Annotated in this window: 25 protein-coding genes; 15 read left to right on the forward strand and 10 right to left on the reverse strand. The window is 60.4% G+C overall.

What is annotated here, in order from left to right:
* Positions 1-36 precede the first annotated feature (36 nt).
* Positions 37-639, forward strand: a complete 603-nt coding sequence (mobA, locus tag AB4O23_RS23965) for a molybdenum cofactor guanylyltransferase MobA (RefSeq protein WP_017529346.1) — start codon at positions 37-39, stop codon at positions 637-639.
* Between the two features lie 80 nt (positions 640-719).
* Positions 720-941: a YgdI/YgdR family lipoprotein gene (locus AB4O23_RS23970; protein ID WP_065877956.1), complete on the forward strand. Its 222-nt coding sequence runs from the start codon at positions 720-722 to the stop codon at positions 939-941.
* Between the two features lie 54 nt (positions 942-995).
* On the opposite strand, the gene AB4O23_RS23975 is transcribed toward AB4O23_RS23970, so the two are convergent.
* The 3 genes from AB4O23_RS23975 to AB4O23_RS23985 all read right to left on the reverse strand — a co-directional run bounded on the left by AB4O23_RS23975 (position 996) and on the right by AB4O23_RS23985 (position 2,606).
* Positions 996-1,886: a pseudouridine synthase gene (locus tag AB4O23_RS23975; RefSeq protein WP_065878058.1), complete on the reverse strand. Its 891-nt coding sequence runs from the start codon at positions 1,884-1,886 to the stop codon at positions 996-998.
* Between the two features lie 73 nt (positions 1,887-1,959).
* Positions 1,960-2,295 carry a hypothetical protein gene (locus AB4O23_RS23980; protein WP_017529348.1) on the reverse strand — a complete coding sequence of 112 codons (336 nt, stop codon included), beginning with the start codon at positions 2,293-2,295 and terminating at the stop codon, positions 1,960-1,962.
* A gap of 74 nt (positions 2,296-2,369) precedes the next feature.
* Positions 2,370-2,606: a glutaredoxin family protein gene (locus tag AB4O23_RS23985; protein WP_065877953.1), complete on the reverse strand. Its 237-nt coding sequence runs from the start codon at positions 2,604-2,606 to the stop codon at positions 2,370-2,372.
* Between the two features lie 145 nt (positions 2,607-2,751).
* Here AB4O23_RS23985 and AB4O23_RS23990 point away from each other — a divergent pair, with 145 nt between their 5' ends.
* Positions 2,752-4,488, forward strand: coding sequence for a cation:proton antiporter (locus tag AB4O23_RS23990; RefSeq protein WP_065877951.1), 1,737 nt, complete (start codon positions 2,752-2,754; stop codon positions 4,486-4,488).
* On the opposite strand, the gene AB4O23_RS23995 is transcribed toward AB4O23_RS23990, so the two are convergent.
* A complete protein-coding gene (locus AB4O23_RS23995; RefSeq protein WP_068935765.1) occupies positions 4,475-5,683 on the reverse strand; it encodes an ammonium transporter in 1,209 nt (402 codons plus the stop codon). The genes AB4O23_RS23990 and AB4O23_RS23995 overlap by 14 nt on opposite strands.
* Before the next feature lie 345 nt (positions 5,684-6,028).
* Here AB4O23_RS23995 and AB4O23_RS24000 point away from each other — a divergent pair, with 345 nt between their 5' ends.
* From AB4O23_RS24000 to AB4O23_RS24035, 8 genes are all read left to right on the forward strand, one after another.
* Entirely contained in the window at positions 6,029-6,343 is a 315-nt protein-coding gene (locus AB4O23_RS24000; RefSeq protein WP_017529352.1) for an ElaB/YgaM/YqjD family protein, read from the forward strand.
* Positions 6,344-6,347: 4 nt separating this feature from the next.
* Complete coding sequence (locus tag AB4O23_RS24005; RefSeq protein WP_017529353.1) at positions 6,348-6,737, forward strand: phage holin family protein; 390 nt, start codon at positions 6,348-6,350, stop codon at positions 6,735-6,737.
* Positions 6,734-7,075: a hypothetical protein gene (locus AB4O23_RS24010; protein WP_017529354.1), complete on the forward strand. Its 342-nt coding sequence runs from the start codon at positions 6,734-6,736 to the stop codon at positions 7,073-7,075. The genes AB4O23_RS24005 and AB4O23_RS24010 overlap by 4 nt, the downstream gene beginning before the upstream one ends.
* Positions 7,076-7,167: 92 nt before the next feature.
* Entirely contained in the window at positions 7,168-8,331 is a 1,164-nt protein-coding gene (locus tag AB4O23_RS24015) for an EAL domain-containing protein (RefSeq protein ID WP_065877948.1), read from the forward strand.
* Positions 8,332-8,402: 71 nt separating this feature from the next.
* Entirely contained in the window at positions 8,403-9,734 is a 1,332-nt protein-coding gene (locus AB4O23_RS24020) for a deoxyguanosinetriphosphate triphosphohydrolase (RefSeq protein WP_017529356.1), read from the forward strand.
* Between the two features lie 167 nt (positions 9,735-9,901).
* On the forward strand, positions 9,902-10,297 hold the full coding sequence (locus tag AB4O23_RS24025) for a response regulator (RefSeq protein WP_065877946.1): 396 nt from the start codon (positions 9,902-9,904) through the stop codon (positions 10,295-10,297).
* Positions 10,298-10,551: 254 nt separating this feature from the next.
* Positions 10,552-11,169, forward strand: a complete 618-nt coding sequence (locus AB4O23_RS24030) for a response regulator transcription factor (RefSeq protein WP_017529358.1) — start codon at positions 10,552-10,554, stop codon at positions 11,167-11,169.
* An 8-nt stretch (positions 11,170-11,177) separates the two neighbouring features.
* Positions 11,178-14,813, forward strand: a complete 3,636-nt coding sequence (locus AB4O23_RS24035; protein ID WP_460069064.1) for a transporter substrate-binding domain-containing protein — start codon at positions 11,178-11,180, stop codon at positions 14,811-14,813.
* Positions 14,814-14,845: 32 nt separating this feature from the next.
* Here AB4O23_RS24035 and AB4O23_RS24040 read toward each other — a convergent pair whose 3' ends face one another.
* Positions 14,846-15,328 (reverse strand): GAF domain-containing protein, encoded by a 483-nt coding sequence (locus AB4O23_RS24040; protein ID WP_017529360.1) that lies wholly within the window; start codon positions 15,326-15,328, stop codon positions 14,846-14,848.
* On the reverse strand, positions 15,325-16,215 hold the full coding sequence (locus tag AB4O23_RS24045) for an ATP-binding protein (protein WP_065876587.1): 891 nt from the start codon (positions 16,213-16,215) through the stop codon (positions 15,325-15,327). The genes AB4O23_RS24040 and AB4O23_RS24045 overlap by 4 nt, the downstream gene beginning before the upstream one ends.
* Before the next feature lie 162 nt (positions 16,216-16,377).
* Here AB4O23_RS24045 and AB4O23_RS24050 point away from each other — a divergent pair, with 162 nt between their 5' ends.
* Positions 16,378-18,687 carry a hybrid sensor histidine kinase/response regulator gene (locus tag AB4O23_RS24050; RefSeq protein ID WP_460070336.1) on the forward strand — a complete coding sequence of 770 codons (2,310 nt, stop codon included), beginning with the start codon at positions 16,378-16,380 and terminating at the stop codon, positions 18,685-18,687.
* Here AB4O23_RS24050 and AB4O23_RS24055 read toward each other — a convergent pair.
* The 3 genes from AB4O23_RS24055 to msrB all read right to left on the reverse strand — a co-directional run bounded on the left by AB4O23_RS24055 (position 18,641) and on the right by msrB (position 20,141).
* Entirely contained in the window at positions 18,641-19,132 is a 492-nt protein-coding gene (locus AB4O23_RS24055) for a MarR family winged helix-turn-helix transcriptional regulator (protein ID WP_017529363.1), read from the reverse strand. The two genes, AB4O23_RS24050 and AB4O23_RS24055, sit on opposite strands and share 47 nt — an antisense overlap.
* On the reverse strand, positions 19,129-19,614 hold the full coding sequence (locus AB4O23_RS24060; RefSeq protein WP_017529364.1) for a glutathione peroxidase: 486 nt from the start codon (positions 19,612-19,614) through the stop codon (positions 19,129-19,131). Before AB4O23_RS24060 ends, AB4O23_RS24055 begins: the two co-directional genes overlap by 4 nt.
* 134 nt (positions 19,615-19,748) lie before the next feature.
* Positions 19,749-20,141, reverse strand: a complete 393-nt coding sequence (gene msrB / locus AB4O23_RS24065; RefSeq protein WP_017529365.1) for a peptide-methionine (R)-S-oxide reductase MsrB — start codon at positions 20,139-20,141, stop codon at positions 19,749-19,751.
* Between the two features lie 203 nt (positions 20,142-20,344).
* Here msrB and AB4O23_RS24070 point away from each other — a divergent pair, with 203 nt between their 5' ends.
* Together AB4O23_RS24070 and htpX are read left to right on the forward strand one after the other, a co-directional pair.
* Entirely contained in the window at positions 20,345-21,556 is a 1,212-nt protein-coding gene (locus AB4O23_RS24070; protein ID WP_017529366.1) for a pyridoxal phosphate-dependent aminotransferase, read from the forward strand.
* A gap of 304 nt (positions 21,557-21,860) precedes the next feature.
* A complete protein-coding gene (gene htpX, locus AB4O23_RS24075; protein WP_017529367.1) occupies positions 21,861-22,748 on the forward strand; it encodes a protease HtpX in 888 nt (295 codons plus the stop codon).
* Between the two features lie 57 nt (positions 22,749-22,805).
* Here htpX and AB4O23_RS24080 read toward each other — a convergent pair whose 3' ends face one another.
* The gene (locus tag AB4O23_RS24080; protein ID WP_065876588.1) at positions 22,806-23,462 is read right to left on the reverse strand and encodes a thiopurine S-methyltransferase; all 657 of its coding nucleotides are present in this window, start codon (positions 23,460-23,462) and stop codon (positions 22,806-22,808) included.
* A gap of 105 nt (positions 23,463-23,567) precedes the next feature.
* On the opposite strand from AB4O23_RS24080, the gene AB4O23_RS24085 reads away from it, so the two are divergent.
* Complete coding sequence (locus tag AB4O23_RS24085) at positions 23,568-24,335, forward strand: DODA-type extradiol aromatic ring-opening family dioxygenase (protein WP_068935767.1); 768 nt, start codon at positions 23,568-23,570, stop codon at positions 24,333-24,335.
* Positions 24,336-24,338 lie beyond the last annotated feature (3 nt).

The following is a 24,338-nucleotide window of genomic DNA, read 5'->3' on the forward strand; positions in this document are numbered from 1 at the left end:
CACAGGCCCCCATTTACCTGCCGCAGCGGAACCGCCATGTCTCTTGATTCTTCGCGCCTGCCCTGTTCGATTCTGCTATTGGCCGGTGGCCGTGGCCAACGCATGGGGGGCCAGGATAAGGGCCTGGTGAAGTGGCGCGGCCAACCCCTGATCGCCCACTTGCAGCGCCTGACGCGCCCGCTGACAGACGACCTGATTATCTCGTGCAACCGCAATCACGACCGCTACGCCCCCTATGCCGATCAACTGGTGAGCGACGACAGCCCGGACTTCCTTGGCCCCCTCGCGGGCATCCGCGCCGGTTTGGCGGCGGCACGCCACTCGCGTCTGCTGGTACTGCCGTGTGATGTGCCGACTATTGACGCTGACTTACTCAACGCCCTGCGTGACACGCTGGAGCGCAACCCGCTGTGGCCGGTCATGGTGCGTCACGGCGAATTCTGGGAGCCGTTGATCTGCATCATCCCGACCTACCTGCGCGCCGAGATAGAACAGGCTTGGCACGCCGGTGAGCGCAGCCCGCGCCAGATCTTCCTGCAACTGGGTGGCATCGGCGTGGAATGCGCGGCGGATGACCCACGCTTGGCCAACCTGAATACGCCTGAGCTGTTGCACCCAAGGTCCGACGTGTCAGAATGAACCTTCGCACAAGGAACTTTGATGACGTCTTACACGTCTCAAGGTCAGCACTTAAAAGTATTCTCTTGGAGACAACACCCATGACTCAACGGACCATCGCCGCTTTCATGCTTGCACTGGGCCTCGCTACCCTCGCCGGTTGCGCCTCGCCAACAGTGATCACCCTGAATGACGGTCGCGAAATCCAGGCCGTCGACACCCCGAAATACAACGAAGATTCGGGTTTCTATGAATTCGAACAACTGGACGGCAAGCGTACCCGTATCAACAAGGATCAGGTGCGTACCGTTAAAGACCTGTAAGTCTTAACGTTTGCCATCAAGGCCCGCCTCGCGCGGGCCTTGTCGTTTCCGGGGTTACCAGTCGAGCGTGATCCGGCTGCGGAAACTGCGCGTTTGACCGGTCACCGGGTCGACAAATCGCACGCCCTGGGCCAGCAGTTTGAGGGGGTTGGCGTAGTCGTCCACGGCGTCCTGGATCACCTGCGGGTAGAACGGGTCGTTGCAGATGCTCGCGCCGAGCGCGGCCATGTGCACGCGCAACTGGTGCTTCTTGCCGGTCACGGGGAACAGGCCGTAGCGCCACAGGCCGGCGTGTTTTTCCCGCACCTGCACCGCCGTTTCGGTGTTGCTGGCACCTTCGCCTTCCTGCATGCGGAAAAAGGGTTCGCCCTCCACCAGGCGGCTTTTGTGCACCAACGGGAACGTCAGCCCAGGCAGGGCCGGGGCGATGGCTTCGTAGAATTTATCGATCCGGCGTGTGGGAAACAGCTGCTGATAGGCCGAACGACTGGCTGGATTGGCCGAGAACAGCACCAACCCGGCGGTGTGCCGGTCGATGCGATGCAGCGGCACCAGCGAGGGGTTGTCCAGGCGGCGGATGAGGCGGCGCAACAGGGTTTGCTCGACATACTCACCGGCAGGCGTCACCGGCAAGAAGTGTGGTTTGTCCGCCACCACCAGGTGTTCATCGGCGTACAGGATGGTTTCCTGCACCGGTATTACCTTTTCGTTCGGCACTTCGCGGAAGTAGTAGATGCACAGCCCCTCTTTGTACGCGAGGTCCTGGCGGATCGGGCTGCCGCTGATATCCAGCACCCGACCGCGGGCGATGCGGTCCAGCCAGTGTGCGCGGCTGACGGCCGGGAAGTGTTCGCACAGGCAGTCGAGCACCGTCGCCCAACGGCCTGGAGGCAAGTACAACGTGCTGGCTTGATGCTGGGACGCGGAAAAACCGGAAGTGGACATGCCGATGCTCGAAGCCTTGAGAAAACCGGCGGGCATTATCCCGCATGAAGCGGGATTCGGCCTAGGGCGGATATCACGCCTTGGCCAATTGCGCCCGCAGGATCGGCGACGCACTGGCGGCCTCGGTGAACTCCTTGAGCCAGCGCAGTACGTCCACTGCTTCCCAGCGGCCCGGATCGTACAAGGCGTAGAGCAAGCCCTGGTAGCCCACTACGTCCAACTGCTTGTGGTAACCGGCGCGCTGGAACAACGCTTCGATCTCGGCAAAGCAGGTATTGAAATGCACCTTGTTAAACGGCGTCTTGCCTTCCGTGACCAAGCCATCGAGGCGCAGCTCGTTCACCGCATCGCGCACGACGTCGGCAGACATGCGATTGACGCTGCTTTTCAGTTGTTCAACATTCACCACGGGCGTTCCCTCTATTCAATCGCTGTACAAACATACAGTAACTTAATATTTGGAAACCCGCCATCGCATAAACCTCAGCGAAGGAAGGCGACAACCTGTTCAGTGTCGAACGGCCAGTCCAGTTCCGCGCCCGTGTCCCTGCGTCGAAGCACCGGAATTCTTAGGCCATAGGCCTCGGTCAGGTCGTCGGGGTCGGTGATGTCGACCAATTCAACGAGCAGTCCGTGTTCGACGAGCGGCATGATTTCAGCTTCAGCAATCTCACACAGATGGCAACCCAGGGTGCCGAACAGCTGGCATTCAGGAAGCATGGCGAATAGACCTGGCAGGGGACGAGTGAGCATTCTAAAGCCGCCCTGGCGCTGTGACCCACAAAAAAAATTGACCCAGATCAGCATGGCCTATAACTGATTCAGCGATTCTCGCGGCTTTTTGCCCGCTCACCCTGCAACGGAGATGCTCGTGTTTGCCAACCTGCTGATCATTCTGGCCTCCTCCCTGGTGGTGATTGCGCTGTTTCGCCGGCTGCAACTGCCTCCCGTGCTGGGCTACCTGTGTGTGGGCCTGGCCGTGGGGCCGACGGCTCTGGATTGGGTGAATGACAGCGAAGAGCTGCCCGACCTCGCGGAGTTGGGCGTGGTGTTCCTGCTGTTTTCCCTGGGTTTGGAGTTTTCCCTGACCAAGATGCTGGCCCTGCGCCGCGTCGTATTCGGCCTGGGCAGTTTGCAAGTGCTGGGTTGCGCGGTGCTGCTGGGCGGTATGTTGATGGCCTTGGGCGTGGCGCCAGGCATCGCCTTGCTGCTCGGTGCGGGGCTGGCGTTGTCGTCTACGGCCATCGTCAGCAAGGAGCTGACCAGCCTCGGGGAAATCTTCAGCAGCCATGGCCAGAATGCGATCGGCGTGCTGCTGTTCCAGGACGTGGTGGCCGTGTTGCTGCTGACCCTGGTGCCCGTGTTTGCCGGCAGCAGTGACCACGCCTGGTACTGGGCCTTGCCGCTGACCCTGGGTAAAACCGGGGTGCTGTTCGTGGGCCTGCTGCTGGCCAGTCGCTGGTTGTTACCGCGCCTGTTTCACGAAGTCGCCGCGTCCCATTCGGCCGAGCTGTTTGTGCTGTTGGCGCTGGTGATTGTGTTGTTGACCGCCTGGCTCACGCACTTGCTCGGCCTGTCTCCGGCCCTTGGTGCGTTCCTGGCCGGCATGCTGCTCGGCGAAAGCCATTATCGCCACCAGATCGAAGCGGATATCCGACCGTTTCGCGACATCCTCCTGGGGCTGTTTTTCGTCAGTATCGGCATGCTCATCGACCTGCAGTTATTCCTAAGCCACGGCCTGCTGATCCTCGGCCTGACCCTCACCTTGATGCTTATCAAGGGCGCCGTGGTCGCCGTGCTGGTCAAGCTGCGCGGCAGCGACAGTGAAACCGCCTGGCGCAGCGGCCTGGCCCTGGCCCAGGGCGGTGAGTTCTGTTTTGCGCTGATGGCGCAGATGCAGCAGAGCCAACTGATTCCGGACCAGTTCAATGGCGTGCTGCTCGCCGCGACCTTCTGCTCGATGCTGCTGACTCCGCTGTTGTTGCGCGCCGCGCCGGCGATTGCCCTGCGCCTGCACCGCAAACCCAACCAACAGGTGCAACTGGAAGCAATCACCGCGCTCAACGCGCAGTTGCACGGGCATGCGGTGATCTGCGGCTATGGCCGTGTCGGGCAGTCCATCGGGCGTTTTCTGCACCGCGAGCGGCAGGCGTTTATCGCCCTGGATGACGACCCGGAACGGGTGCAGGAGGCGGCCACCGAAGACAGCAGCGTGCATTACGGCGACTGCCGCCGAGGCGCGCTGCTCAGTGCGGTGGGCCTGGAGCGCGCGCGGTTGGTGGTGATCGCCGTGGACAACAGCGATGTCGCCCTGCTGGTGTTGAAGGAGGCACGCCGAATCAACCCCGACGTGCCGATCCTGGTGCGTACCCGCGATGACAGCCAACTGGCTGAGCTGAAAGCCGCGGGCGCCAGTGAAGTGGTGCCCGAGTTGTTGGAGTCGAGCCTGATGCTCGCCTCCCACGCCTTGATCCTGCTGGGCCTGCCGGACCAACAGGTACAGGCCCGGGTCGATGAAGTGCGGCAAACCCGCTACCGCCTGCTGCACGGTTTTTACTCCCACCCCGGCAATGACGACGAGGCGCCGATCAATCCTGACTGACCGCGCCGATCTTGTGGATCGACAGGTCCGCGCCGTAGTACTCCTGCTCCTGGCTCAGGCGCAGCCCGCTTGCGCGCTTGATCACACCGTACACCAGCAGGCCGCCGCCAAACGCCACGGCTACGCCCAGGCCGGTGCCGATCAACTGGCTGATCAGGCTCACGCCGCCCAACCCGCCCAGCGCCGTCTGGCCAAAGATGCCGCAGGCGATGCCACCCCATACGCCGCACAAACCGTGCAGCGGCCATACGCCCAGCACGTCGTCGAGCTTCCAGCGATCCTGGGCCGCAATAAAACACCACACAAACAAGCCGCCGGCGACCACACCGGTCACCAGCGCGCCCACCGGATGCATCAAGTCGGAACCGGCGCAGATCGCCACCAGCCCGGCCAGCGGACCGTTATGTAGAAAGCCTGGGTCATTGCGGCCGATCACCAGCGCGGCGACGGTGCCACCGACCATGGCCATCAACGAGTTGACCGCCACCAGCCCGCTGACGCCGCTCAGGGTCTGCGCACTCATCACGTTAAAGCCGAACCAGCCGACGATGAGGATCCACGACCCCAGCGCCAGGAACGGAATACTCGACGGTGCAAAGGCCACCAGGCGCCCTTCGCGGTAGCGCCCATTGCGCGGGCCGAGCAGCAACACCGCCGCCAGCGCCAGCCAGCCGCCCATGGCGTGCACCACCACGGAACCTGCGAAGTCATGGAAACTGGCACCAAAGGCGGCAAGCAACCAGGCTTGCACGCCGAAATTGCCGTTCCAGACCATGCCTTCAAAGAACGGGTAGATAAACGCCACGATCAACGCAGTGGCACACAGCTGCGGGGCGAATTTTGCACGCTCGGCAATGCCTCCGGAAATAATCGCCGGGATCGCTGCGGCAAACGTCAGCAGGAAGAAGAACTTCACCAAACCGTAACCGTGGTCGGCGCTGATCACGGCCGCCGGTTGCATGAAGCTCACGCCGTACGAGATCCAATAGCCTATAAAGAAATAGGCCAGGGTGGAGATGGCGAAGTCGCTGAGGATCTTGGACAGGGCGTTGACTTGGTTTTTCTGGCGCACCGTGCCGACTTCGAGGAACGCGAAGCCGGCGTGCATGGCCAGTACCATGACCGCACCGATCAGGATAAACAGGGTGTTGGAGCTGTGGACCAGAGTGTCCACCGCGCTTTGCAAATTTTCCATGGAGGTTGGCAGGCCTGTGTTAAACACAAAAAGCACCAAAGCGGTTCGAGCCAGGGTTGCGCGCACTAAATTGGCACCGACGGCCCCGCCCCTCTGCAGAAGGCGTGAACCGCTTTAGCGCAGCGGTCAACCTGAAAAGCCGTGGCCGACAGGGTTTTTCCGCGAGTTTGAGTTATTTAAGGTAAGGTTTTTGATGGCTTGAGGCCTTACCGCCCAGATTCAGCGCAGCCTTCAGGGCCTGCGCACCAAGGCAAAGCAAAAGCTGTACCAGACAATTGCACTGAACCTTCACCGATGCCGGTGACTCGAAACCACACGTACAGATCAGCCCATCACGGAGATACCATGGCCAGAAAAACAGCACAGACCGCGCAGGAAATATTGATGGCGGATTTTCAAACCCTGGTCAGTGACACCGAAAAGTTGCTGGACGACACCGCGATCCTGGCCGGTGACCAGGCCGACGAACTGCGCAGCAAGATCCATGAAAGCCTGCTCAAAGCCCGCGAAACCCTGCAACTGACCGAAGACTCCCTGCGCGAACGCGGCCAGGCAGCGGTAACCGCCACTGAAGATTACGTGCAGGCCAACCCTTGGCAGGCGGTGGGCATTGCCGCTGGCGTGGGGTTTCTGATCGGCCTGCTGGCTACAAGGCGCTAACACTATGTCTATCGACGAAAGCGGCTCGTCCACGGGCACACGTTCTACCTCACGACGCCTGGGCGCGGCCGTTCTAGGGCTGCTGCACAGCCACGTCGAATTGTTTGGCATCGAACTGCAGGAACAAAAGGCGCGTACCGTCAGCCTGCTGCTGTTTGCAGGCCTGGCGCTGGTGTTTGCCCTGCTGTTGCTGGTGGGGTTGTCGACGCTGGTAATGATTCTGGTATGGGACACCGGCTATCGCCTCACCGGGATCATCTGTCTATGCGTGTTTTATACCCTCGCCGCCGCGTTCTGCGGGGTGCGCCTGAAGGCGGCGGTGTTCGATGAATCCACGCCCTTCCACGCCACGCTCGAAGAGCTGGCCAATGATCGGGAGCGCCTGCTGCCATGAGCCTGACTGAAATCCCCCACACCACCTCCCGCCGGGAAATGCGCAAGGCGTTGATCCGCCTGCGCATGGAAATGCACCGCCAGGAAATCCGTCACGAGTCGCAACAATTGCTCGCGCCCCTGCACAAAGTCCGCGATATGCGCCACAACTGGCAGGACAGCCTGGGCATCAAGCACGCGCCGCTGTGGGGCGTGGCGGCGGTGACGCTGATGGGCTTCTTTACCGGCAAGGGCGCCAAGGGCGGCAGCCTCAGCAGCCTTACGCGCCTGGTGCGCCTGGGTGCCGGTTTGATCCCGTTGATCAAATTGGCGATGGCCAGCTCTTCGCGTAAAGCTTGAGCCCTGCTGGCTGCATTCTTGCAAACAGAATCGGCCCGGCCCTCTTGAATGAGGGCCGGGCCTTTTTTCGCCACCTCGCTTAAGGAGGCCCCGTGATCGACGGGCAACCGCTCGCCTGCTTCCAGCCGTTTATCGATACCGCCACCGGGCGCATTGCCGGCGTCGAGGCCCTGGGCCGACTGCGCCAGCCGGACGGCCGTTTGCAATCCGTGGGCCCGCTGTTCGACGACCCGCGCACACCGGGCGTGGCGTTGCGCCGCCTCGACCGGCAGATACGCGACAACGCGCTGAGCCGCCTGCATGAAGCCCCCGACGATTGGTTCCTGAGCCTGAATATGTCGCCGCGCTGGATCAACCGCCTGCGCCCGGGCCAGGCGTTGCCGAGCCTGAAACAGATACACAGGCATGGCGTCGACCCTGCGCGCATTGTGTTCGAGATCACCGAGTTGGGCGGCGATATACAGCGCCTGGCCGACGTGGTGGCGCGCTATCGCGCGGCGGGCGCACGTATTGCCATTGACGATTTCGGCGCTGGCTACTCCCAGCTCGACCGGGTACTGGCCTTGCAACCGGACATTCTCAAGCTGGACATGCGCCTGTTCCAGGCCGCCGCCCGAGGCGGACCGAGCAGCGACGTGGTGCGGGCGCTGGCGCAGATGGCGGAAAAGACCGGTTGCTGGATCATCGCCGAAGGCGTGGAGACCGAGGCGCAACTGAGCTTCGCCCTGGAATGCGGCTCGCGGTATGTGCAGGGCTATCTGTTTGCCCAGGCGCAGTTGGACTGGTTCGCCACCGACGCCTTCGTACCGCGTTTTGCGCAACTGCGCACGGCGTATGTGCAGCAAAAACTGGCGGAGCGCGGACGCCTCATGCACCTGCGCCAGCAACTGACCGAACTGATGAAGATCCTGCAAACCTGGGCCCAAGGCCAGGCGCCGCTGGCCCTGCTGCCGCAGCTACCGGACTTCCCCTGGTTGCTGCGCTTTTATCAGTGCGACCGGCATGGAACGCAGTTGACGCCCAACTTCGAGTGGCGCCAGGACGCGTGGCAGTCCGACAGCCGCTACCTGGGCCATAACTGGTCGTGGCGCCCGTACTTCTATCACTTGCTGGCCGAAGGTTGGGAGGAACGGCGCCTGACCCTGTCCTCGACCTACCGCGACGCCACCACCAACCAGTACTGCCTCACCGCCGGACAATTCTTCGACAATGGTCAGCGCCTGCTGTTAATCGATATTGACGCCGCCGGCCTGTAGATTTTCGCTTGCCCCGCCAAGGCGGAACCGGGAAGCTGGGAGGGTCATTTACCGCCCGGAGAGTACTCGCCTTGGATTGGCCCACCCTGCTTACCCGCGAACGTCTTGGAAAACCCCTCCACAGCCCGGAAGAATTGGGCCGCAGCCCGTTTCACAAAGACCATGACCGCATTATTTTCTCCGGTGCGTTCCGCCGCCTGGGCCGCAAGACCCAAGTGCATCCGGTGTCGAGTAACGACCATATCCACACGCGCCTGACCCACTCGCTGGAAGTCAGTTGCGTAGGCCGCTCCCTGGGCATGCGCGTTGGCGAAACCCTGCGCGGCGCCTTGCCCGATTGGTGCGACCCGAGCGACCTGGGCATGGTGGTGCAATCGGCTTGCCTGGCCCATGACATCGGCAACCCACCCTTCGGGCATTCCGGCGAAGATGCCATCCGCCATTGGTTTCAACAGGCGGCGGGGCGCGGCTGGCTGGACGACATGAGCGGTGCCGAGCGCAATGACTTTCTCAACTTCGAAGGGAACGCCCAGGGCTTCCGGGTGCTGACGCAGCTTGAATATCACCAGTTCGATGGCGGCACACGGCTGACCTACGCCACCCTGGGGACTTACCTGAAATACCCCTGGACCGCCCGCCACGCCGACTCCCTGGGCTACAAAAAACACAAATTCGGCTGTTATCAGAGCGAGCTGCCGATCCTCGAACAGATCGCCCACAAACTCGGCCTGCCGCAACTCGAAGAACAACGCTGGGCCCGTCACCCGCTGGTGTATCTGATGGAGGCCGCGGATGACATCTGCTATGCCTTGATCGACCTGGAAGACGGCCTGGAAATGGACCTGTTGGACTATGCCGAAGTCGAGTCGCTGCTGCTTAACCTGGTGGGCGACGACCTGCCGCAGACTTATCGGCAACTGGGCCCACTGGACTCACGCCGCCGCAAGCTGGCGATTTTGCGCGGCAAAGCCATTGAGCACCTGACCAACGCCGCCGCGCACGCGTTCGTCGAGCAGCAGGACGCCTTGCTGGCCGGTACCCTCCCCGGCGACCTGGTGGAGCATATGCACGGCCCGGCCAAACGCTGTGTACTGGATGCCAAAGACATGGCGCGCAAGAAAATCTTCCAGGACAAGCGCAAGACCCTGCATGAAATCGGCGCCTACACCACGCTGGAGATTCTGTTGAACGCCTTTTGCGGTGCGGCGCTGGAGCAACATGGCGGACGCACGCCGTCCTTCAAGAACCGGCGCATTCTCGACCTGCTTGGCAACAATGCGCCCAACCCTGCATGGCCATTGCACACCTCGTTCCTACGCATGATCGACTTCATCGCCGGCATGACCGACAGCTATGCCACCGAGATGGCGCGAGAGATGACCGGGCGCTCCAGCCCTCAGTAACGGAATTGATCAAGCCGTCTGCCGCCTTCAAAGAATCCCCCTACACAGGGAACAGAGCGGCCTGATCGAATTCGCACAAACACCCGGAGAATAATCGCGCACGCTCCGGGCAAACGTGGATAACTGCCCTGCGTCCCCATCGACGCTTGACTCATCGTGTACTTTCTATGCCCAGTTACCCCCTTCGTATCCTGTTGGTGGAGGACCATCCCTTTCAACTGTTGGCCACCCAGTGCCTGCTTAGAAGTTTTGGCTTCGAGCAACTGACACCGGCGGAAAACGCCGAACAAGCGATCCGCTTGATGACGCTGGCCGAGGCGCCCTTCGACATCCTCCTGTGCGACCAATGCCTGCCCGACCTGCCTGGGCTTGAGTTGATAGACATCGCCAGTCGCCAACGCTTTATCAACACCGCGATCCTGCTCAGTGGCTTGCCCTTGGCAGAACTTTCCATGCTGCAAACCCAAGCCTTGGAACGAGGCCTTCCCCTGCTCGGCTACTTGCCAAAACCCTTAAACAAACATGAACTTTCATGCTTGATCCGAGCATTGAGCCCGGCCTGAATGTAGGACGTTAAACCTATTAACCCGTCGAAAACATTCCGGCTTATCTTCACCTAATCCATCGCATCAGCATTCAGCCAGCTAGTTGCAAAACACCGGAATGCCGCTTCAGAAAGCCTTAGCAACTCGTAAGTCTTCACCTTTTTTTATGTAGGACCTTTCCTGTTTTATATCTGCCCCCCTTCGTGCTCATGCTCCACACCCTCTTCTGAGCTAATGTGCCCGCTTTATTTGCACCAGCATGGAATGTGACTATGAACACCGTTTTTATTATCGATGACCATCCGGTTATAAGGCTTGCCATCCGAATGTTGTTGGAACATGAGGGCTACAAAGTAGTGGGTGAAACGGATAACGGATGCGACGCCATACAAATGGTGCGCGAATGCCTGCCGGACCTGATCATCCTCGATATCAGCATTCCAAAACTGGACGGGCTGGAAGTGCTCTGCCGATTCAACGCCATGAATGCCTCAATGAAAACGCTGGTGCTGACGGCCCAGTCGCCGACACTCTTCGCCACGCGATGCATGCGGTCGGGCGCCGATGGGTATGTGTGCAAGGAAGGCGACCTGAGCGAGCTGCTGAGCGCTATCCGTGCCGTGCTATCCGGTTACAACTACTTCCCCAGCCAGGCATTGAATGCCGCCGGCATCGACTCCAAAGAACTCGAACTGTTCAAAGCGGTCAACGATCGCGAACTAATGGTATTGCAACTTTTTGCACAAGGCCGCACCAATAAGGAAATTGCAAAAGGTATGTTCTTGAGCAACAAGACAGTAAGTACTTATAAAAAGCGGCTAATGCAAAAACTTCAAGCCAAGTCCTTGGTAGAACTTATCGAGATGGCAAAACGAAACGCGCTAGTGTGAGAAAGCGGATGCCCAGGTGTATAAAGGACTATCTGATTATATTGAGTGCCGGTTTGTGCTTCAGCACCGCTGTGCCTGCAAACACTCAAACAAGCCCGGAACACTTCAACTTGTTGAGTCGCGCAAGCGCCATACAACTGGAGCCCAATCTGGACAAGGCGCAACGCCTGTGGTTGCAGAACAAACGCGAACTACTGCTGGGGGCCGCATCACCCGACTATCCGCCCTTCGACCTCACCTCAAGCGGTCGCGACTATGAAGGCCTTACCGCCGACTACGCTGGCCTGCTGGCTCAGGCACTGGACCTTCCGGTGAAAGTGTTGCGATATCCGTCCCGTGAGGCCGCCATACGCGCCCTGGAAACAGGCGATATCGATTTGCTGGGTTCCTCCAACGGTTTTGAAGCGGCGAACCCCAACCTGACCTTGTCAGAACCCTATGCCGTGGATCAGCCGGTACTGGTCACCCGCGAGGGCGAAACCCGCAGCCTCAGTGATGGCCTGGCGCAACTGCGCCTAGCCCTGGTCTACCACTACCTGCCGCTGGACGAGGTAGAGAAGCTGTACCCAGAGGCAATCATCCGCGCCTACCCCTCCTATCAAAACGCCCTGAATGCGGTGGCATTCGACCAGGCCGACGTGTTCCTGGGCGATACCATTTCCACCCATTACCTGATCAACAAGGGCTACCTGAAAAACATCCGCATGGCCAACTTCAGCAAGCACGAAGCCTACGGTTTCAGTTTTGCCGTGCCCCAGCACCAGCGCACCCTGTTGAGCATCGTCAACGCGGTATTAATGGCCGTGCCCATCAATGAACGGGAAGCGATTGCCAAGCGCTGGAGTGCCGGCAGCGATATCTTGCTGACTGACCACAAGCTGCAACTGACCCTTCGCGAAGAGCGTTGGCTGAAGGACAACCCGGTGGTCAGGGTGATCGTCAACGAAGCCTATGCGCCGTTGACGTTCTTCGATGCCGAAGGCAATTTTCGCGGCATCACCGCCGACCTCCTGGAGCTGATTCGCCTGCGCACCGGGTTGCGCTTCGACATCCAGCGCGGCCGGGATGTGGACGCGATGATCAACCAAATCGAGGCCGGCAAAGCGGACATCATCGGCGCCATCGTTCCCAGCACCGAACGAGAAACCCAGCTGAACTTCAGTCGCCCCTATCTGGAAAACTCCTACGTGATGTTAACGCGCAAGGAGAACCAAGCTCCCACTGGCCTGGAAGAAATGGAAGGCAAGCGGCTGGCGATCACCGTAGGCAGCCCGTTGGAAAAATTCCTGCGCGAGAATTTTCCGAAGATTCATCTGGTTGAAACAGGTGACTCCTTCAAGTCGACCGAACTACTGGTAAAAGGCGAGGTGGAGGGTGCGGTCAATACCCTGGTGGTCGCCAACTATTTCCTGTCATCGCGGGTGTTCCAGGACAAAACTCAAATCAGCTTCAGCATCGGGACGATGCCCGCCACTTTTGCGCTGGCGACCTCACGCAGCGCTAACGAACTCAGCTCGATTCTCGACAAGGCCCTGCTCAGCATCGCGCCGGATGAACTGGGGGTGATCAATAGTCGCTGGCGAGGCTACAGCGTCGACTCCGACAGCTACTGGCGCGATTACCACCAATTGATCGCGCGCATCATCATCGGGACCGGGCTGCTGCTGCTGACGTCCCTGATCTGGAACGCTTACATGCGCCGCCAGATCAAGCATCGGAAGATGGCCGAACGCGCGCTCAATGATCAGTTCGAGTTCATGCGCGCCCTCGTCAATGAAACCCCGCACCCGATCTATGTGCGTGACCGACAGGGCTTGCTGCAGACCTGCAATGACAGCTACCTGCAAGTGTTCGACGTCAAGCGTGAAGACGTGATCGGTAAAACCGTGACCCAGATCGGCACCGCCCAGGCGGCGGAGGCGGCGCAATATCACGCCGACTACCAGCGCGTGGTCGCCGAGGGCAACCCGCTGATCCTGGACCGAACCCTGCACATTCATGGCAAGAAGCTGACGATCTACCACTGGATCCTGCCGTACCGCGATTCCGTCGGTGAAGTCCAAGGCATCATCGGGGGCTGGATAGACATCAGCGAACGACGCCAACTATTCGATGAACTGCGCGCCGCCAAGGAGCAAGCCGATGAAGCCAATCGCGCCAAGAGTACGTTCCTCGCCACTATGAGCCATGAAATACGCACGCCGATGAACGCGGTGATCGGCATGCTCGAGCTGACTCTCAAGCGAGCCGACCAGGGCCACCTGGATCGGCCGGCCATCGAAGTGGCCTACAACTCAGCCAAGGATCTGCTGGAACTGATCGGCGATATCCTCGACATCGCGCGTATCGAGTCCGGCCGCCTGAGCCTGGCGCCGGAACGCGTCAACCTGCGCGAGGTGATCGAGTCGGTGGTGCGCGTCTTCGACGGCCTGGCCCGCCAGAAAACCCTCAGTTTGTTGCTGGAGTTCAAGCCCGACCTGGTCCATACCGAAGTGCTGATCGATCCACTGCGCTTCAAGCAGGTGCTGTCGAACCTGGTGAGCAATGCCATCAAGTTCACCGAGCGTGGCCAGGTGAAAATCAAGGTGGAGGTATTGCCCACCCAACTGCCGCAACAGGTCGAAATGAAATTGGTGGTGGAAGACACCGGCATCGGCATCAGCCGGGACGATCAGGCGCGCCTGTTCGAACCCTTTGCCCAGGCCGACAACTCCGGGCAACTGGCCAGGAGCGGTGCGGGCCTGGGGCTGGTGATCTGTCGCAGCCTGTGCGAAATGATGGGCGGCCAATTGAGCCTGAGCAGCGTGCCGATGGTGGGCACCCAAGTGCACGTCAGCCTGAAGATGACGCGCCTTCAACCTGAGCTGGCGAGCACCGAACCCAAGCCCGAGGCGACGGCGACCGCACCGGTGCTCAGTGTGCTGGTGGTGGACGATCACCCGGCGAACCGCTTGCTGATGTGCCAGCAGCTCGGTTTCCTGGGCCACCAGTTCACCGCGGCCCAGAACGGTGCGATGGGCTTCCAGGCCTGGCGCCAGGCGCACTTCGATCTGGTAATCGCCGACTGCAACATGCCGATCATGAATGGCTACGAGTTGAGCCGTTCTATCCGCGAATACGAGCAGCGCGAACAACTCACACCTTGCGTGGTGTTGGGCTTTACCGCCAATGCCCAGCCCGAAGAGAAGCAGCGCTGCGCCCAGGCGGGCATGAACGATTGCCTGTTCAAGCCCATCAGCCTCACGGCATTGGAGCGGCAATTGGCCCATATCCACCCTAAACCGGCTGGCCCGATGCTCGACCTCGGCAACTTCGATGCCCTGACCGGCGGCGACCCAGACATGCGCCGACGCTTGCTGGAGGAGCTGTTGAACAGCAGCCGGCATGACCGACAGCAATTGCTCACGCTGATGGCGCCGCCGGCCAAGCCCCAGGAGATTATCGAGCAGGCCCACAAGATCAAGGGCGCCGCCCGCATCGTTCAAGCCCGCTCATTGGCCGCGCAATGCGAAGTCATCGAGCAGGCCTGTGCGCGCGGCGATGACCCACCCTCGATCGAAGCCGCCGTGAAAACCCTGGAAAAGCTGATGTTGGAATTGGAAGAGAGGCTGCACATCCAGCTCGGGGAACTGAATGACCAATAACGGAGGGCGGTCCCAAGACCGCCCCTGCCGGATCAGCAATCGGTCAGGCGCAGGAAAATCGCCGCCAGCTGTTCAATACCCACTTGGTCCTGCGGGGTAAAGCGGGCCAGCGAAGGGCTGTCCAGGTCGAGAACGCCGATCAGTTGGCCGGCCTTGACCAACGGCACTACCAACTCACTGTTGGATGCACTGTCACAGGCGATATGCCCGGGGAACGCGTGTACATCCTCCACCCGCTGGGTTTGCCGCGACGCCGCTGCAGCCCCACACACCCCTCGCCCGAACGGAATACGGACACAGGCGATCTGGCCCTGAAACGGCCCCAGCACCAGCTCATCATTACGATTGAGATAAAAGCCGGCCCAGTTCAGATCGTCCAGCTGGTTAAACAGAAAGGCGGAAAACTGCGCGCTATTGGCGATGAAATCACGCTCATCGGCCAACAGCGACTCCAGCTGTGCGCAGAGCATGGCGTAGCCGTCCAGGCCGGTGCCGGCCTGCTGTAAATCGATCATGGTTGACGCTCCAGCAGTTTCAGGCCCACCCAATAGCGGGCGAATTGATACGCGCAACGGCCATTGCGGTTGCCGCGCCCGGTCGCCCAGCGCACGGCAAGAATGTCGAGTGCTTCATCCCGCTGCCATTGCAAACCGGCCTTGCCGGCCAGCTCACCCACCCAGTGCTCCACCACCTCCAGGAAGTGCTCTTGAGTAAAGGGATAGAACGACAGCCACAAGCCAAAACGGTCAGACAAGGCAATCTTGTCTTCCACCGCTTCGCTGGGGTGCAGTTCACCCTCCACACGCTTCCAATTGTCGTTGTCGCTCTGGTTTTCCGGCACCAGGTGGCGGCGGTTGGACGTGGCGTACAGCAGCACGTTTTCCGGCGCCTGCTCCAGGGAGCCGTCCAGCACACTCTTGAGTACGCGGTAGTCGCCTTCACCGGCCTCGAACGAAAGGTCGTCACAGAACAGAATGAACCGCTGCGGCAGCTTGAGCAGTTGCTCGACCACCCGCGGCAGGTCGGCCAGATGGTCACGCTCGATCTCGATCAGGCGCAAACCGGCCTGGGCATGCTGGGCCAGCAAGGCGCGCACCATCGACGATTTGCCGGTGCCACGCGAACCCCACAGCAACGCATGGTTGGCGGGCAGGCCATCGAGGAATTGTTGAGTATTGCGCGCCAGTGTTTCACGTTGCTTGTCCACGCCGATCAAGTCGGACAAGCGCATATCCAGGCTCACCTCCAGCGGCAACAGAAAACCGCTGCGGCCTTCGCGCTGCCAGCGGGCGGCGAGGCACTGGTTCCAGTCGATGGTTTGCCGTGGCGCGGGCAATAAGGGTTCCAGGCGGGCGAGCACGGCGTCAGCGCGCTCAAGAAAGGCATTCAATCGAGAATCCACAATTATTCCTCTGGCAACTTCCTGCAAAAGATGGCGTATTGGCAACCCTGCGACAGGCCGTACAGGGCTGCGTAAAGAACGATTCATGCCGGGCAGCAAACGCTTGTGGATGTTCAGCTATGCTTGCCGGGCGAAGGGAAACGTAACGTGGTTCAACACTCGATGGATATCAAGTTCGCCCACCGCTTGTCTTATAAACAAGCCAGATTGACTGTGCTGGTCGGTTTCGTCTTGGGAACCTTGCTCAGCCTGATCCAAATCGGCATTGATTATGCCAGCGAAGACGCATCCATCAACCGTGAAATTCGCTCGTTGATTGAAATCAGCCACAACCCCGCGTCACGCATTGCCTACAACATCGATGCCGAACTGGCCCAGGAACTGACGTTGGGCTTGTTGTACTCCCCCGCCATTACGCACGTGCAGTTGATCGACAACAACGGTGTGGTGCTGGCCGATGTCGACCGGCCGCGCAAAGAAAGCACCTATCGTCCCATCAGCGACTTTTTGTTCGGCGCCAACCGCCAGTTCGAAGACCGGCTGTTCCTGAGCCACATGCCCAACGAGTCCCTTGGCGTGCTGCGGCTGGACGTCGACACCTACGCGTTTGGCAGCCGCTTCCTGCGTCGCGCCGAGATAACCCTGCTCAACGGTTTTGCCCGCAGCCTTTTGCTGACCGGCATCCTGCTGGGCTTGTTCTACGTGATGCTGACGCAACCGCTGGTGCGCATTATCGGTGAGCTGAGCACTCGCAAACAGACCCGCCTGGACTGCCCGCCGGGGCATGAACACGATGAAATCGGCGTGCTGGTAAACGTCGCCAACCAGCAATTCGACACGCTGGAAACCGAGATCCAACAGCGCCGCCATGCGGAAGACCGGTTGACGGAATATCTGGGGCAACTGGAGAACATCGTCTCCGCGCGCACCCTGGAGCTCAAGGCCAGCAACCAGCGCTTGAGCCAGTCCAACGATGAGTTGGAAGCCGCAAAGATGAGTGCATTAGGCATGGCTCAGGCCCGGGCGGCGTTCCTGGCCAATATGAGCCACGAGATTCGCACGCCGCTCAATGGCCTGTTGGGTATGATCGCGCTGTCGCTGGACAGCCCGCTGAACGCCGAACAACGTCAGCAACTGTCCATCGCCCATGACTCCGGCAAAGTACTGGTGGAGTTGCTCAACGATATTCTCGACCTGTCCAAATTCGACGCCGGCCAACTGGAGCTGGAGCACATCCCGTTCGACTTGGGGGCGCTGGTGGAAGACACCGCCAACCTGCTGTCGCAGAACGCCGCGCCAAGCGTCGAGCTGACGTGCCTGATCGACCCGCAGTTTCCATCCCAGGTACTGGGCGACCCGACCCGGGTACGGCAAATTGTCAGTAACCTACTGTCCAACGCGTTGAAGTTCACACGCTTCGGCCGGGTGGACGTGCGCCTGCGCACCCATGACGGCGGAGTGCGCGTTGAAGTGTGTGATACCGGCATCGGCATTGCGCAGGAAGCCCAGGCGAAAATTTTCCAACCGTTCACCCAGGCGGGCGCAGGGATCACTCGCCAGTTTGGCGGTACCGGCCTGGGCCTGGCGTTGACGCATAACCTGTGTGACGCGATGAAGGGACGCTTGAGCATCAGCTCGGAAGTGGGCTTTGGCAGCCAGTTCTGCGCAGACCTGCCACTGCCCACCCACCTACCGGCGGCCCAACTCGCGCCGCTCACAGGCGCAGTGATCGTCATCACCAATACCGGCAGTGGCCTGGCGGAGTTGCTCACGACCCTGCTGCCCAGTTGGGGGCTGGCACCGCGTTGCTTAACCCTGGATGACGACTTGAGCGGGCAAACGCCCGACCTGCTGATTACCGACTGCCCGGAATGCCTGTTCCGCATACGGCCGGGTATTACCGCGCCCATTTTGCTGGTGACGGCCTACGGCAACTTTATGCCCAGCGAAGAAGTCGCCGCCCTGGCGCCGCTGCAGCAACAGGCACGCCCTTTGAGCCGCAGCGCGTTGCACCAGATCCTGCAACGCAACTTGCGCACCGACGCGCACCTGGTACTTGACCCGATCCAGCTGGACGCCGCCCCGCTCGCACATCGGGCGCGAATCCTGCTGGTGGAGGACAACCCCGTCAACCAATTGGTGGCCAAAGGCATGCTCAGCAAGCTGGGTTGCGAAGTGATCGTGGCCGCCCACGGTGGCGAAGCGCTCAGATTTCTCGAAGAACAACGCTTCGACATGGTGTTGATGGACTGCAACATGCCGGTGATGGACGGCTACGAGGCCAGCCGGCAGATACGCCACAGCGGACGCTGGCCGGAATTACCGATTGTCGCGTTGACGGCCAACGCCATGTCCGAAGAACGCGAGCGCTGCCGTGCGGCGGGAATGAACGATTACCTGGCCAAGCCGTTCCGCCGCGAAGAACTCAACGCCCTGCTGGACCTGTGGGTGCCGACGAAGACAGCGCTGTGACCTGTGCCAGCAATTGATCCAGACCGTCGCGCAGGGCGTCGGCCTGGTTCAGGTCGACGCCGCTGTCGCACAACAGCCGGGCCTTCAGGGCGAGGGTCCGATCACGCAGTTGCGCGCCGGTGTCACTCAGGCTCAGGTGCACTTCGCGTTCATCCTGGGCACTGCGTCGGCGTCGCACCCACGCCAGTTGCTCCAGGCGCTTGAGCAAGGGTGTCAACGTGCCTGAGTCGAGCATCAGACGCTCACCCAAGGCCTTGACCGTAGGTTGTGCCGGGGGAGCGTCGTGCCACTCCCACAACACCAACATCGCCAAATATTGCGGGTACGTCAGGCCCAACTGATCGAGCATCGGCTTGTAGGCGCGGGTTACCGCGCGTGAAGCCGCGTAGAGCTTGAAGCACAGCTGGTTGTCCAGCGCCAGGGATACAGCGGGCAAATCGGTCATTTGAGCAGCGCTTCGATCTCTTGAGTCAGGTCCTGGGGCTTGGTAGTCGGGCCGAAGCGCTTGACCACCTGGCCGTCATGGCCGACGAGGAACTTGGTGAAGTTCCACTTGATACCCTTGGAGCCGAGCAAGCCCGGCGCGCGTTTCTTCAGTTGGACGAACAGCGGGTGGGCGTCGCTGCCATTGACGTCGATCTTTTTGAACAACGGGAAACTGACACCGAAGTTCAGCTCGCAGAACTCGGAAATAGCGCCTTCGTCACCCGGCTCCTGCTTGCCGAACTGGTTGCAGGGGAACCCCAGCACCACCAGGCCCTGATCCTTGTATTGCTGCCAGAGCTGTTCAAGGCCCTTGTACTGCGGGGTGAAGCCACATTTGCTGGCAGTGTTGACCACCAGCACAGCCTTGCCCGAGAAGTCGGCCAAGGTCTTTTGCTCGCCCTTGATGGTGGTGCAGGGGATGCTCAGCAGGTTGTCGCTCATGGCAGTGCCTCGACGTCAGAGAAAGGCGATAAAAATAGCGAGCAATTCAATTGTGTGCAATTTAATTGACCACACTTATAACCCGTTATAGATCGCCCCCGCACGCAAATGCAAAGGCTGGGGGCGATCATGGCTTAGCGCGGCACCAGGTCCAGGCACACCGAGTTGATGCAGTAACGCAAGCCTGTCGGCGGCGGGCCATCCGGGAACACATGGCCCAGGTGCGCGTCGCATTTGGCACAGGTGACTTCGGTGCGAATCATGCCGTGGCTGACGTCACGGATCTCGACCATCGCGCTGTCGGCGATCGGCTCATAGAAGCTGGGCCAGCCGCAGCCGGAGTCAAACTTGGCCTTGGAATCGAACAGCGGCTCATTGCAGCAAATGCAGTGGTACACGCCGTCGGTCTTGGTGGCGTTGTACTTGCCGCTGAAAGGTCGCTCGGTGCCCTTGAGGCGGCACACGTTGTACTGCTCCGGATCGAGCATGGCCTTCCATTCTTCAACGGTCTTCTGCAACTTTTCCATCGGTACACCTCGGCAACTGAAAAAGCCTGATCTGTGTCTTTTCCATGGATCAGGCGGCACGTATGATTGCGCCTCTTCAAAACGCCAGTCTGGCACCCGCGCTATCGGCATTCAAACGTATTTATGGGTGCGCGCCTCGCGGGATTTCACAGTACGGTAGTGTCCACGCCGTCTGGATCGTTCATTTTCAGGATCACATCGCCATGCAGGTCAGCAAATCGAACAAGCTCGCCAACGTCTGCTATGACATTCGCGGCCCAGTGCTCAAGCACGCCAAACGCCTGGAAGAGGAAGGCCATCGCATCCTCAAGCTGAACATCGGCAACCCGGCGCCCTTTGGTTTCGAAGCGCCCGACGAGATCCTGCAGGACGTGATCCGCAACCTGCCTACCGCCCAGGGCTACAGCGACTCCAAGGGCCTGTTCAGCGCGCGCAAGGCGGTGATGCAGTACTACCAGCAAAAGCAGGTGGAAGGTGTCGGCATCGAAGACATCTACCTGGGCAATGGCGTGTCCGAGCTGATCGTGATGTCCATGCAGGCACTGCTCAACAACGGCGACGAAGTGCTGGTGCCCGCACCTGACTACCCGCTGTGGACCGCTGCCGTGACCCTGGCCGGCGGCCACCCGGTGCACTACCTGTGCGATGAGGGCGCCGACTGGTTCCCGGACCTGGCCGACATCAAGGCCAAGATCACCCCTAACACCAAGGCCCTGGTGATCATCAACCCGAACAACCCTACCGGCGCGGTGTATTCCAAGGAAGTGCTGCTGGGCATGCTCGAACTGGCGCGCCAGCACAACCTGGTGGTGTTTTCCGACGAGATCTACGACAAGATCCTCTACGATGACGCCGTGCACATCTGCACCGCCTCCCTGGCACCGGACCTGTTGTGCCTGACGTTCAACGGGTTGTCCAAGTCCTACCGCGTGGCGGGGTTCCGCTCCGGCTGGATCGCCATCTCCGGCCCGAAACACAATGCCCAGAGCTACATCGAGGGCATCGATATGCTGGCCAATATGCGCCTGTGCGCCAATGTGCCGAGCCAGCACGCGATCCAGACCGCCCTGGGCGGTTACCAGAGCATCAACGACCTGATACTGCCCCAGGGCCGCCTGCTGGAACAACGCAACCGTACCTGGGAGCTGCTCAACGCAATCCCGGGCGTGAGCTGCGTAAAACCCATGGGCGCGTTGTACGCCTTTCCCCGGATCGACCCGAAAGTCTGCCCGATCCTCAATGATGAGAAGTTCGTGCTCGACCTGCTGCTGTCGGAAAAACTGCTGGTGGTCCAGGGCACCGCGTTCAACTGGCCATGGCCGGATCACTTCCGCGTGGTGACCTTGCCGCGTGTGGACGACCTGGAAATGGCCATTGGTCGTATCGGCCATTTCCTCAAGTCCTATCGCCAGTAGCGAAAATCGCGCTGTACGAGCGACATCCGGTCGTACAGCGATTATCTGGCAACACTTCTCTGTGCGTGGCCGTTCGAAGCCCTTGAGTTGCCCCTCTTCAGCCGCCGGCCCCCTATAATTGCAGGGCTGTGAGGCAACCGGAGGCTAATCAGGGGTTATATTCCGGGTCGGAAAATCCCTTCAGGGCTCTACATCCAGGCTGTAGGACACAGTTTGAAATAGTCGCCCGGTTGAATCACCCCAGGCTGCACCTTATATACCCCGCAGTAAGCGACATATTAAGCATGAGGAGAACTCTACAACCATGATGCGCATCCTGCTGTTCTTGGCCACTAACCTGGCGGTCGTGCTGATTGCCAGTGTCACCCTGAGCCTTTTCGGGTTCAACGGGTTCATGGCGGCCAACGGGGTTGATCTGAACCTCAATCAGCTGCTGATCTTCTGTGCGGTCTTTGGTTTTGCCGGCTCGCTTTTCTCGCTGTTCATCTCCAAGTGGATGGCGAAGATGAGCACCAGCACCCAGATCATCACTCAACCACGCACTCGCCATGAACAATGGCTGATGCAAACCGTGGAGCAGTTGTCTCAAGAAGCAGGTATCAAAATGCCCGAGGTGGGGATTTTCCCTGCTTATGAAGCCAACGCCTTCGCCACGGGCTGGAATAAGAACGACGCCCTTGTGGCCGTGAGCCAGGGGCTTCTGGAGCGTTTTTCGCCCGATGAAGTAAAAGCGGTGCTGGCCCATGAAATCGGTCACGTGGCCAATGGCGACATGGTCACCCTGGCATTGGTGCAGGGCGTGGTGAACACCTTTGTCATGTTCTTCGCGCGGATCATCGGTAACTTTGTCGACAAGGTGATCTTCAAGAATGAAGGCGGTCGCGGCATCGCCTACTTCGTGGCGACCATCTTCGCTGAAGTGATACTGGGCTTCCTGGCCAGCGCCATCGTGATGTGGTTCTCGCGCAAACGCGAGTTCCGCGCAGACGAAGCCGGCGCACGCCTGGCGGGCACCAGCGCAATGATCGGCGCACTGCAACGCCTGCGCTCCGAACAGGGCCTGCCGGTGCATATGCCCGACAGCCTGACCGCCTTCGGCATCAACGGCGGCATCAAGCAAGGCCTGGCTCGCATGTTCATGAGCCACCCGCCGCTGGAAGAACGCATCGACGCACTGCGTCGTCGCGGCTGATAGCATCGGCAAACACAAAAGGAGCGACTGGATCGCTCCTTTTTTGTGAGCCCCGGTTTATTCCAGCACGAGCCTGTAGACCCGCTCGTCGAGGTGCGTGACGCCGTCCTGCACGAACTTCCAGCTCTCGCTCAGGATGTCTTGCTCTGCAAGCTTCCGCTGGGTCCAGTGCGACCCGAACAGAACCCTCACTTCGTCATCCGTTACTGCAAAGGGTGGGCCGGCCTTTTGCGTCTGGTCGTAGTCGAGGGTGACCAGCAACCCTTGGCAGCCCTGCTGCAACAGGCCGCTTAGATGCTCGGCGTACCGCGCGCGCATCAATGGCGGCAAGGCAATCAACGCGGCACGGTCGTAGAGCGCGGTGCAATCGGCCACTGCGTCCGCAGCCAGGGCGAAGAAGTCACCGCACCACAGTTCAATCGAACCCGCCTGGTACACCTTGAATTCGCCCCGTCGAGTGATGCGAGGCGTCAGATTCTGCTCGTCAAAGAACGCTTCAACCGCCAGCTCCGACAGTTCTATACCGAGCACAGGGTGCCCATGACTGGCCAGCCAGATCAGGTCCAGGCTTTTGCCACACAATGGCACCAGCACCTTGGCGCCTTCAGCCAAGTCCAGCTGCGGCCAATACTGGAGTAGGTAAGGGTTGACCTCGGACAAGTGAAAGCCGATCTGATTGCGCGCCCAGCGCTCTTGCCAAAATGTGGGCTCCATGGGGTCACCTCTGAAAAATCGATCAAATAGCGCTAAAACTTATATTAGATTTAGATCAATGATCTGATTGAAGATGGGCTCATGTTAACGCTCAGGACCCCTCTTATGCTCCCTAGCCTGTTTATCTCTCACGGTTCGCCGATGCTCGCCCTGCAACCCGGCGCCAGTGGCCCGGCGCTGCAACGTTTGGCGGCGCAAATAACCCGCCCGAAGGCGATTGTGGTGGTGTCGGCACACTGGGAAAGCCATGAACTGCTGGTCAGCGGCAGTGCGGCGCCCGAAACCTGGCACGACTTCGGCGGCTTCCCTCGCGAGCTGTTTGCCGTGCAATACCCGGCACCGGGCGACCCGCAGCTGGCGGGCGAGATCGTCGAACGCTTGCACGCCGATGGCCTGGCAGCTCGAATCGATGACAAACGCCCTTTCGACCACGGCGCCTGGGTGCCGCTGTCGCTGATGTACCCCGAGGCGGATATCCCGGTGGTCCAGGTTTCCCTGCCCAGCCGAATGGGCCCTGCCCTGCAAACCCGAGTCGGACACGCCTTGGCGGGGCTGCGTGAACAAGACATGCTGCTGATCGGTTCCGGCAGCATCACCCATAACCTGGGAGAGCTGGACTGGCATGCCGGGCCTGAAAGCATCGAGCCCTGGGCACGCGACTTTCGCGATTGGATGGTAGACAAGCTGACTGCCGATGATGAAGCCGCGCTGCACGATTACCGGCGCCAGGCCCCACATGCCGTGCGCAGCCACCCCAGCGATGAGCATCTGTTGCCGCTGTACTTTGCGCGCGGTGCCGGCGGTCAGTTCAACATCGCGCACCAAGGCTTCACCATGGGCGCCCTGGGAATGGACATCTATCGCTTCGGCTGACGC

The organism is Pseudomonas sp. H2_A10 (assembly GCF_054680085.1).

Coding starts and splice junctions, on each gene's coding strand:
- AB4O23_RS24060 (WP_017529364.1), bottom strand. CDS start 19,614: ATGAGCGACAACCTGCTGAGCATCCCCTGCACCACCATCAAGGGCGAG.
- AB4O23_RS23990 (WP_065877951.1), top strand. CDS start 2,752: ATGCTCGTGTTTGCCAACCTGCTGATCATTCTGGCCTCCTCCCTGGTG.
- AB4O23_RS24055 (WP_017529363.1), bottom strand. CDS start 19,132: ATGACCGATTTGCCCGCTGTATCCCTGGCGCTGGACAACCAGCTGTGC.
- AB4O23_RS24005 (WP_017529353.1), top strand. CDS start 6,348: ATGTCTATCGACGAAAGCGGCTCGTCCACGGGCACACGTTCTACCTCA.
- htpX (WP_017529367.1), top strand. CDS start 21,861: ATGATGCGCATCCTGCTGTTCTTGGCCACTAACCTGGCGGTCGTGCTG.
- AB4O23_RS24025 (WP_065877946.1), top strand. CDS start 9,902: ATGCCCAGTTACCCCCTTCGTATCCTGTTGGTGGAGGACCATCCCTTT.
- AB4O23_RS24080 (WP_065876588.1), bottom strand. CDS start 23,462: ATGGAGCCCACATTTTGGCAAGAGCGCTGGGCGCGCAATCAGATCGGC.
- AB4O23_RS24050 (WP_460070336.1), top strand. CDS start 16,378: ATGGATATCAAGTTCGCCCACCGCTTGTCTTATAAACAAGCCAGATTG.
- AB4O23_RS24040 (WP_017529360.1), bottom strand. CDS start 15,328: ATGATCGATTTACAGCAGGCCGGCACCGGCCTGGACGGCTACGCCATG.
- AB4O23_RS23985 (WP_065877953.1), bottom strand. CDS start 2,606: ATGCTTCCTGAATGCCAGCTGTTCGGCACCCTGGGTTGCCATCTGTGT.
- AB4O23_RS24000 (WP_017529352.1), top strand. CDS start 6,029: ATGGCCAGAAAAACAGCACAGACCGCGCAGGAAATATTGATGGCGGAT.
- msrB (WP_017529365.1), bottom strand. CDS start 20,141: ATGGAAAAGTTGCAGAAGACCGTTGAAGAATGGAAGGCCATGCTCGAT.
- AB4O23_RS24030 (WP_017529358.1), top strand. CDS start 10,552: ATGAACACCGTTTTTATTATCGATGACCATCCGGTTATAAGGCTTGCC.
- AB4O23_RS24085 (WP_068935767.1), top strand. CDS start 23,568: ATGCTCCCTAGCCTGTTTATCTCTCACGGTTCGCCGATGCTCGCCCTG.
- AB4O23_RS24070 (WP_017529366.1), top strand. CDS start 20,345: ATGCAGGTCAGCAAATCGAACAAGCTCGCCAACGTCTGCTATGACATT.
- AB4O23_RS24010 (WP_017529354.1), top strand. CDS start 6,734: ATGAGCCTGACTGAAATCCCCCACACCACCTCCCGCCGGGAAATGCGC.
- AB4O23_RS24035 (WP_460069064.1), top strand. CDS start 11,178: ATGCCCAGGTGTATAAAGGACTATCTGATTATATTGAGTGCCGGTTTG.
- AB4O23_RS23970 (WP_065877956.1), top strand. CDS start 720: ATGACTCAACGGACCATCGCCGCTTTCATGCTTGCACTGGGCCTCGCT.
- AB4O23_RS23975 (WP_065878058.1), bottom strand. CDS start 1,886: ATGTCCACTTCCGGTTTTTCCGCGTCCCAGCATCAAGCCAGCACGTTG.
- AB4O23_RS23995 (WP_068935765.1), bottom strand. CDS start 5,683: ATGGAAAATTTGCAAAGCGCGGTGGACACTCTGGTCCACAGCTCCAAC.
- mobA (WP_017529346.1), top strand. CDS start 37: ATGTCTCTTGATTCTTCGCGCCTGCCCTGTTCGATTCTGCTATTGGCC.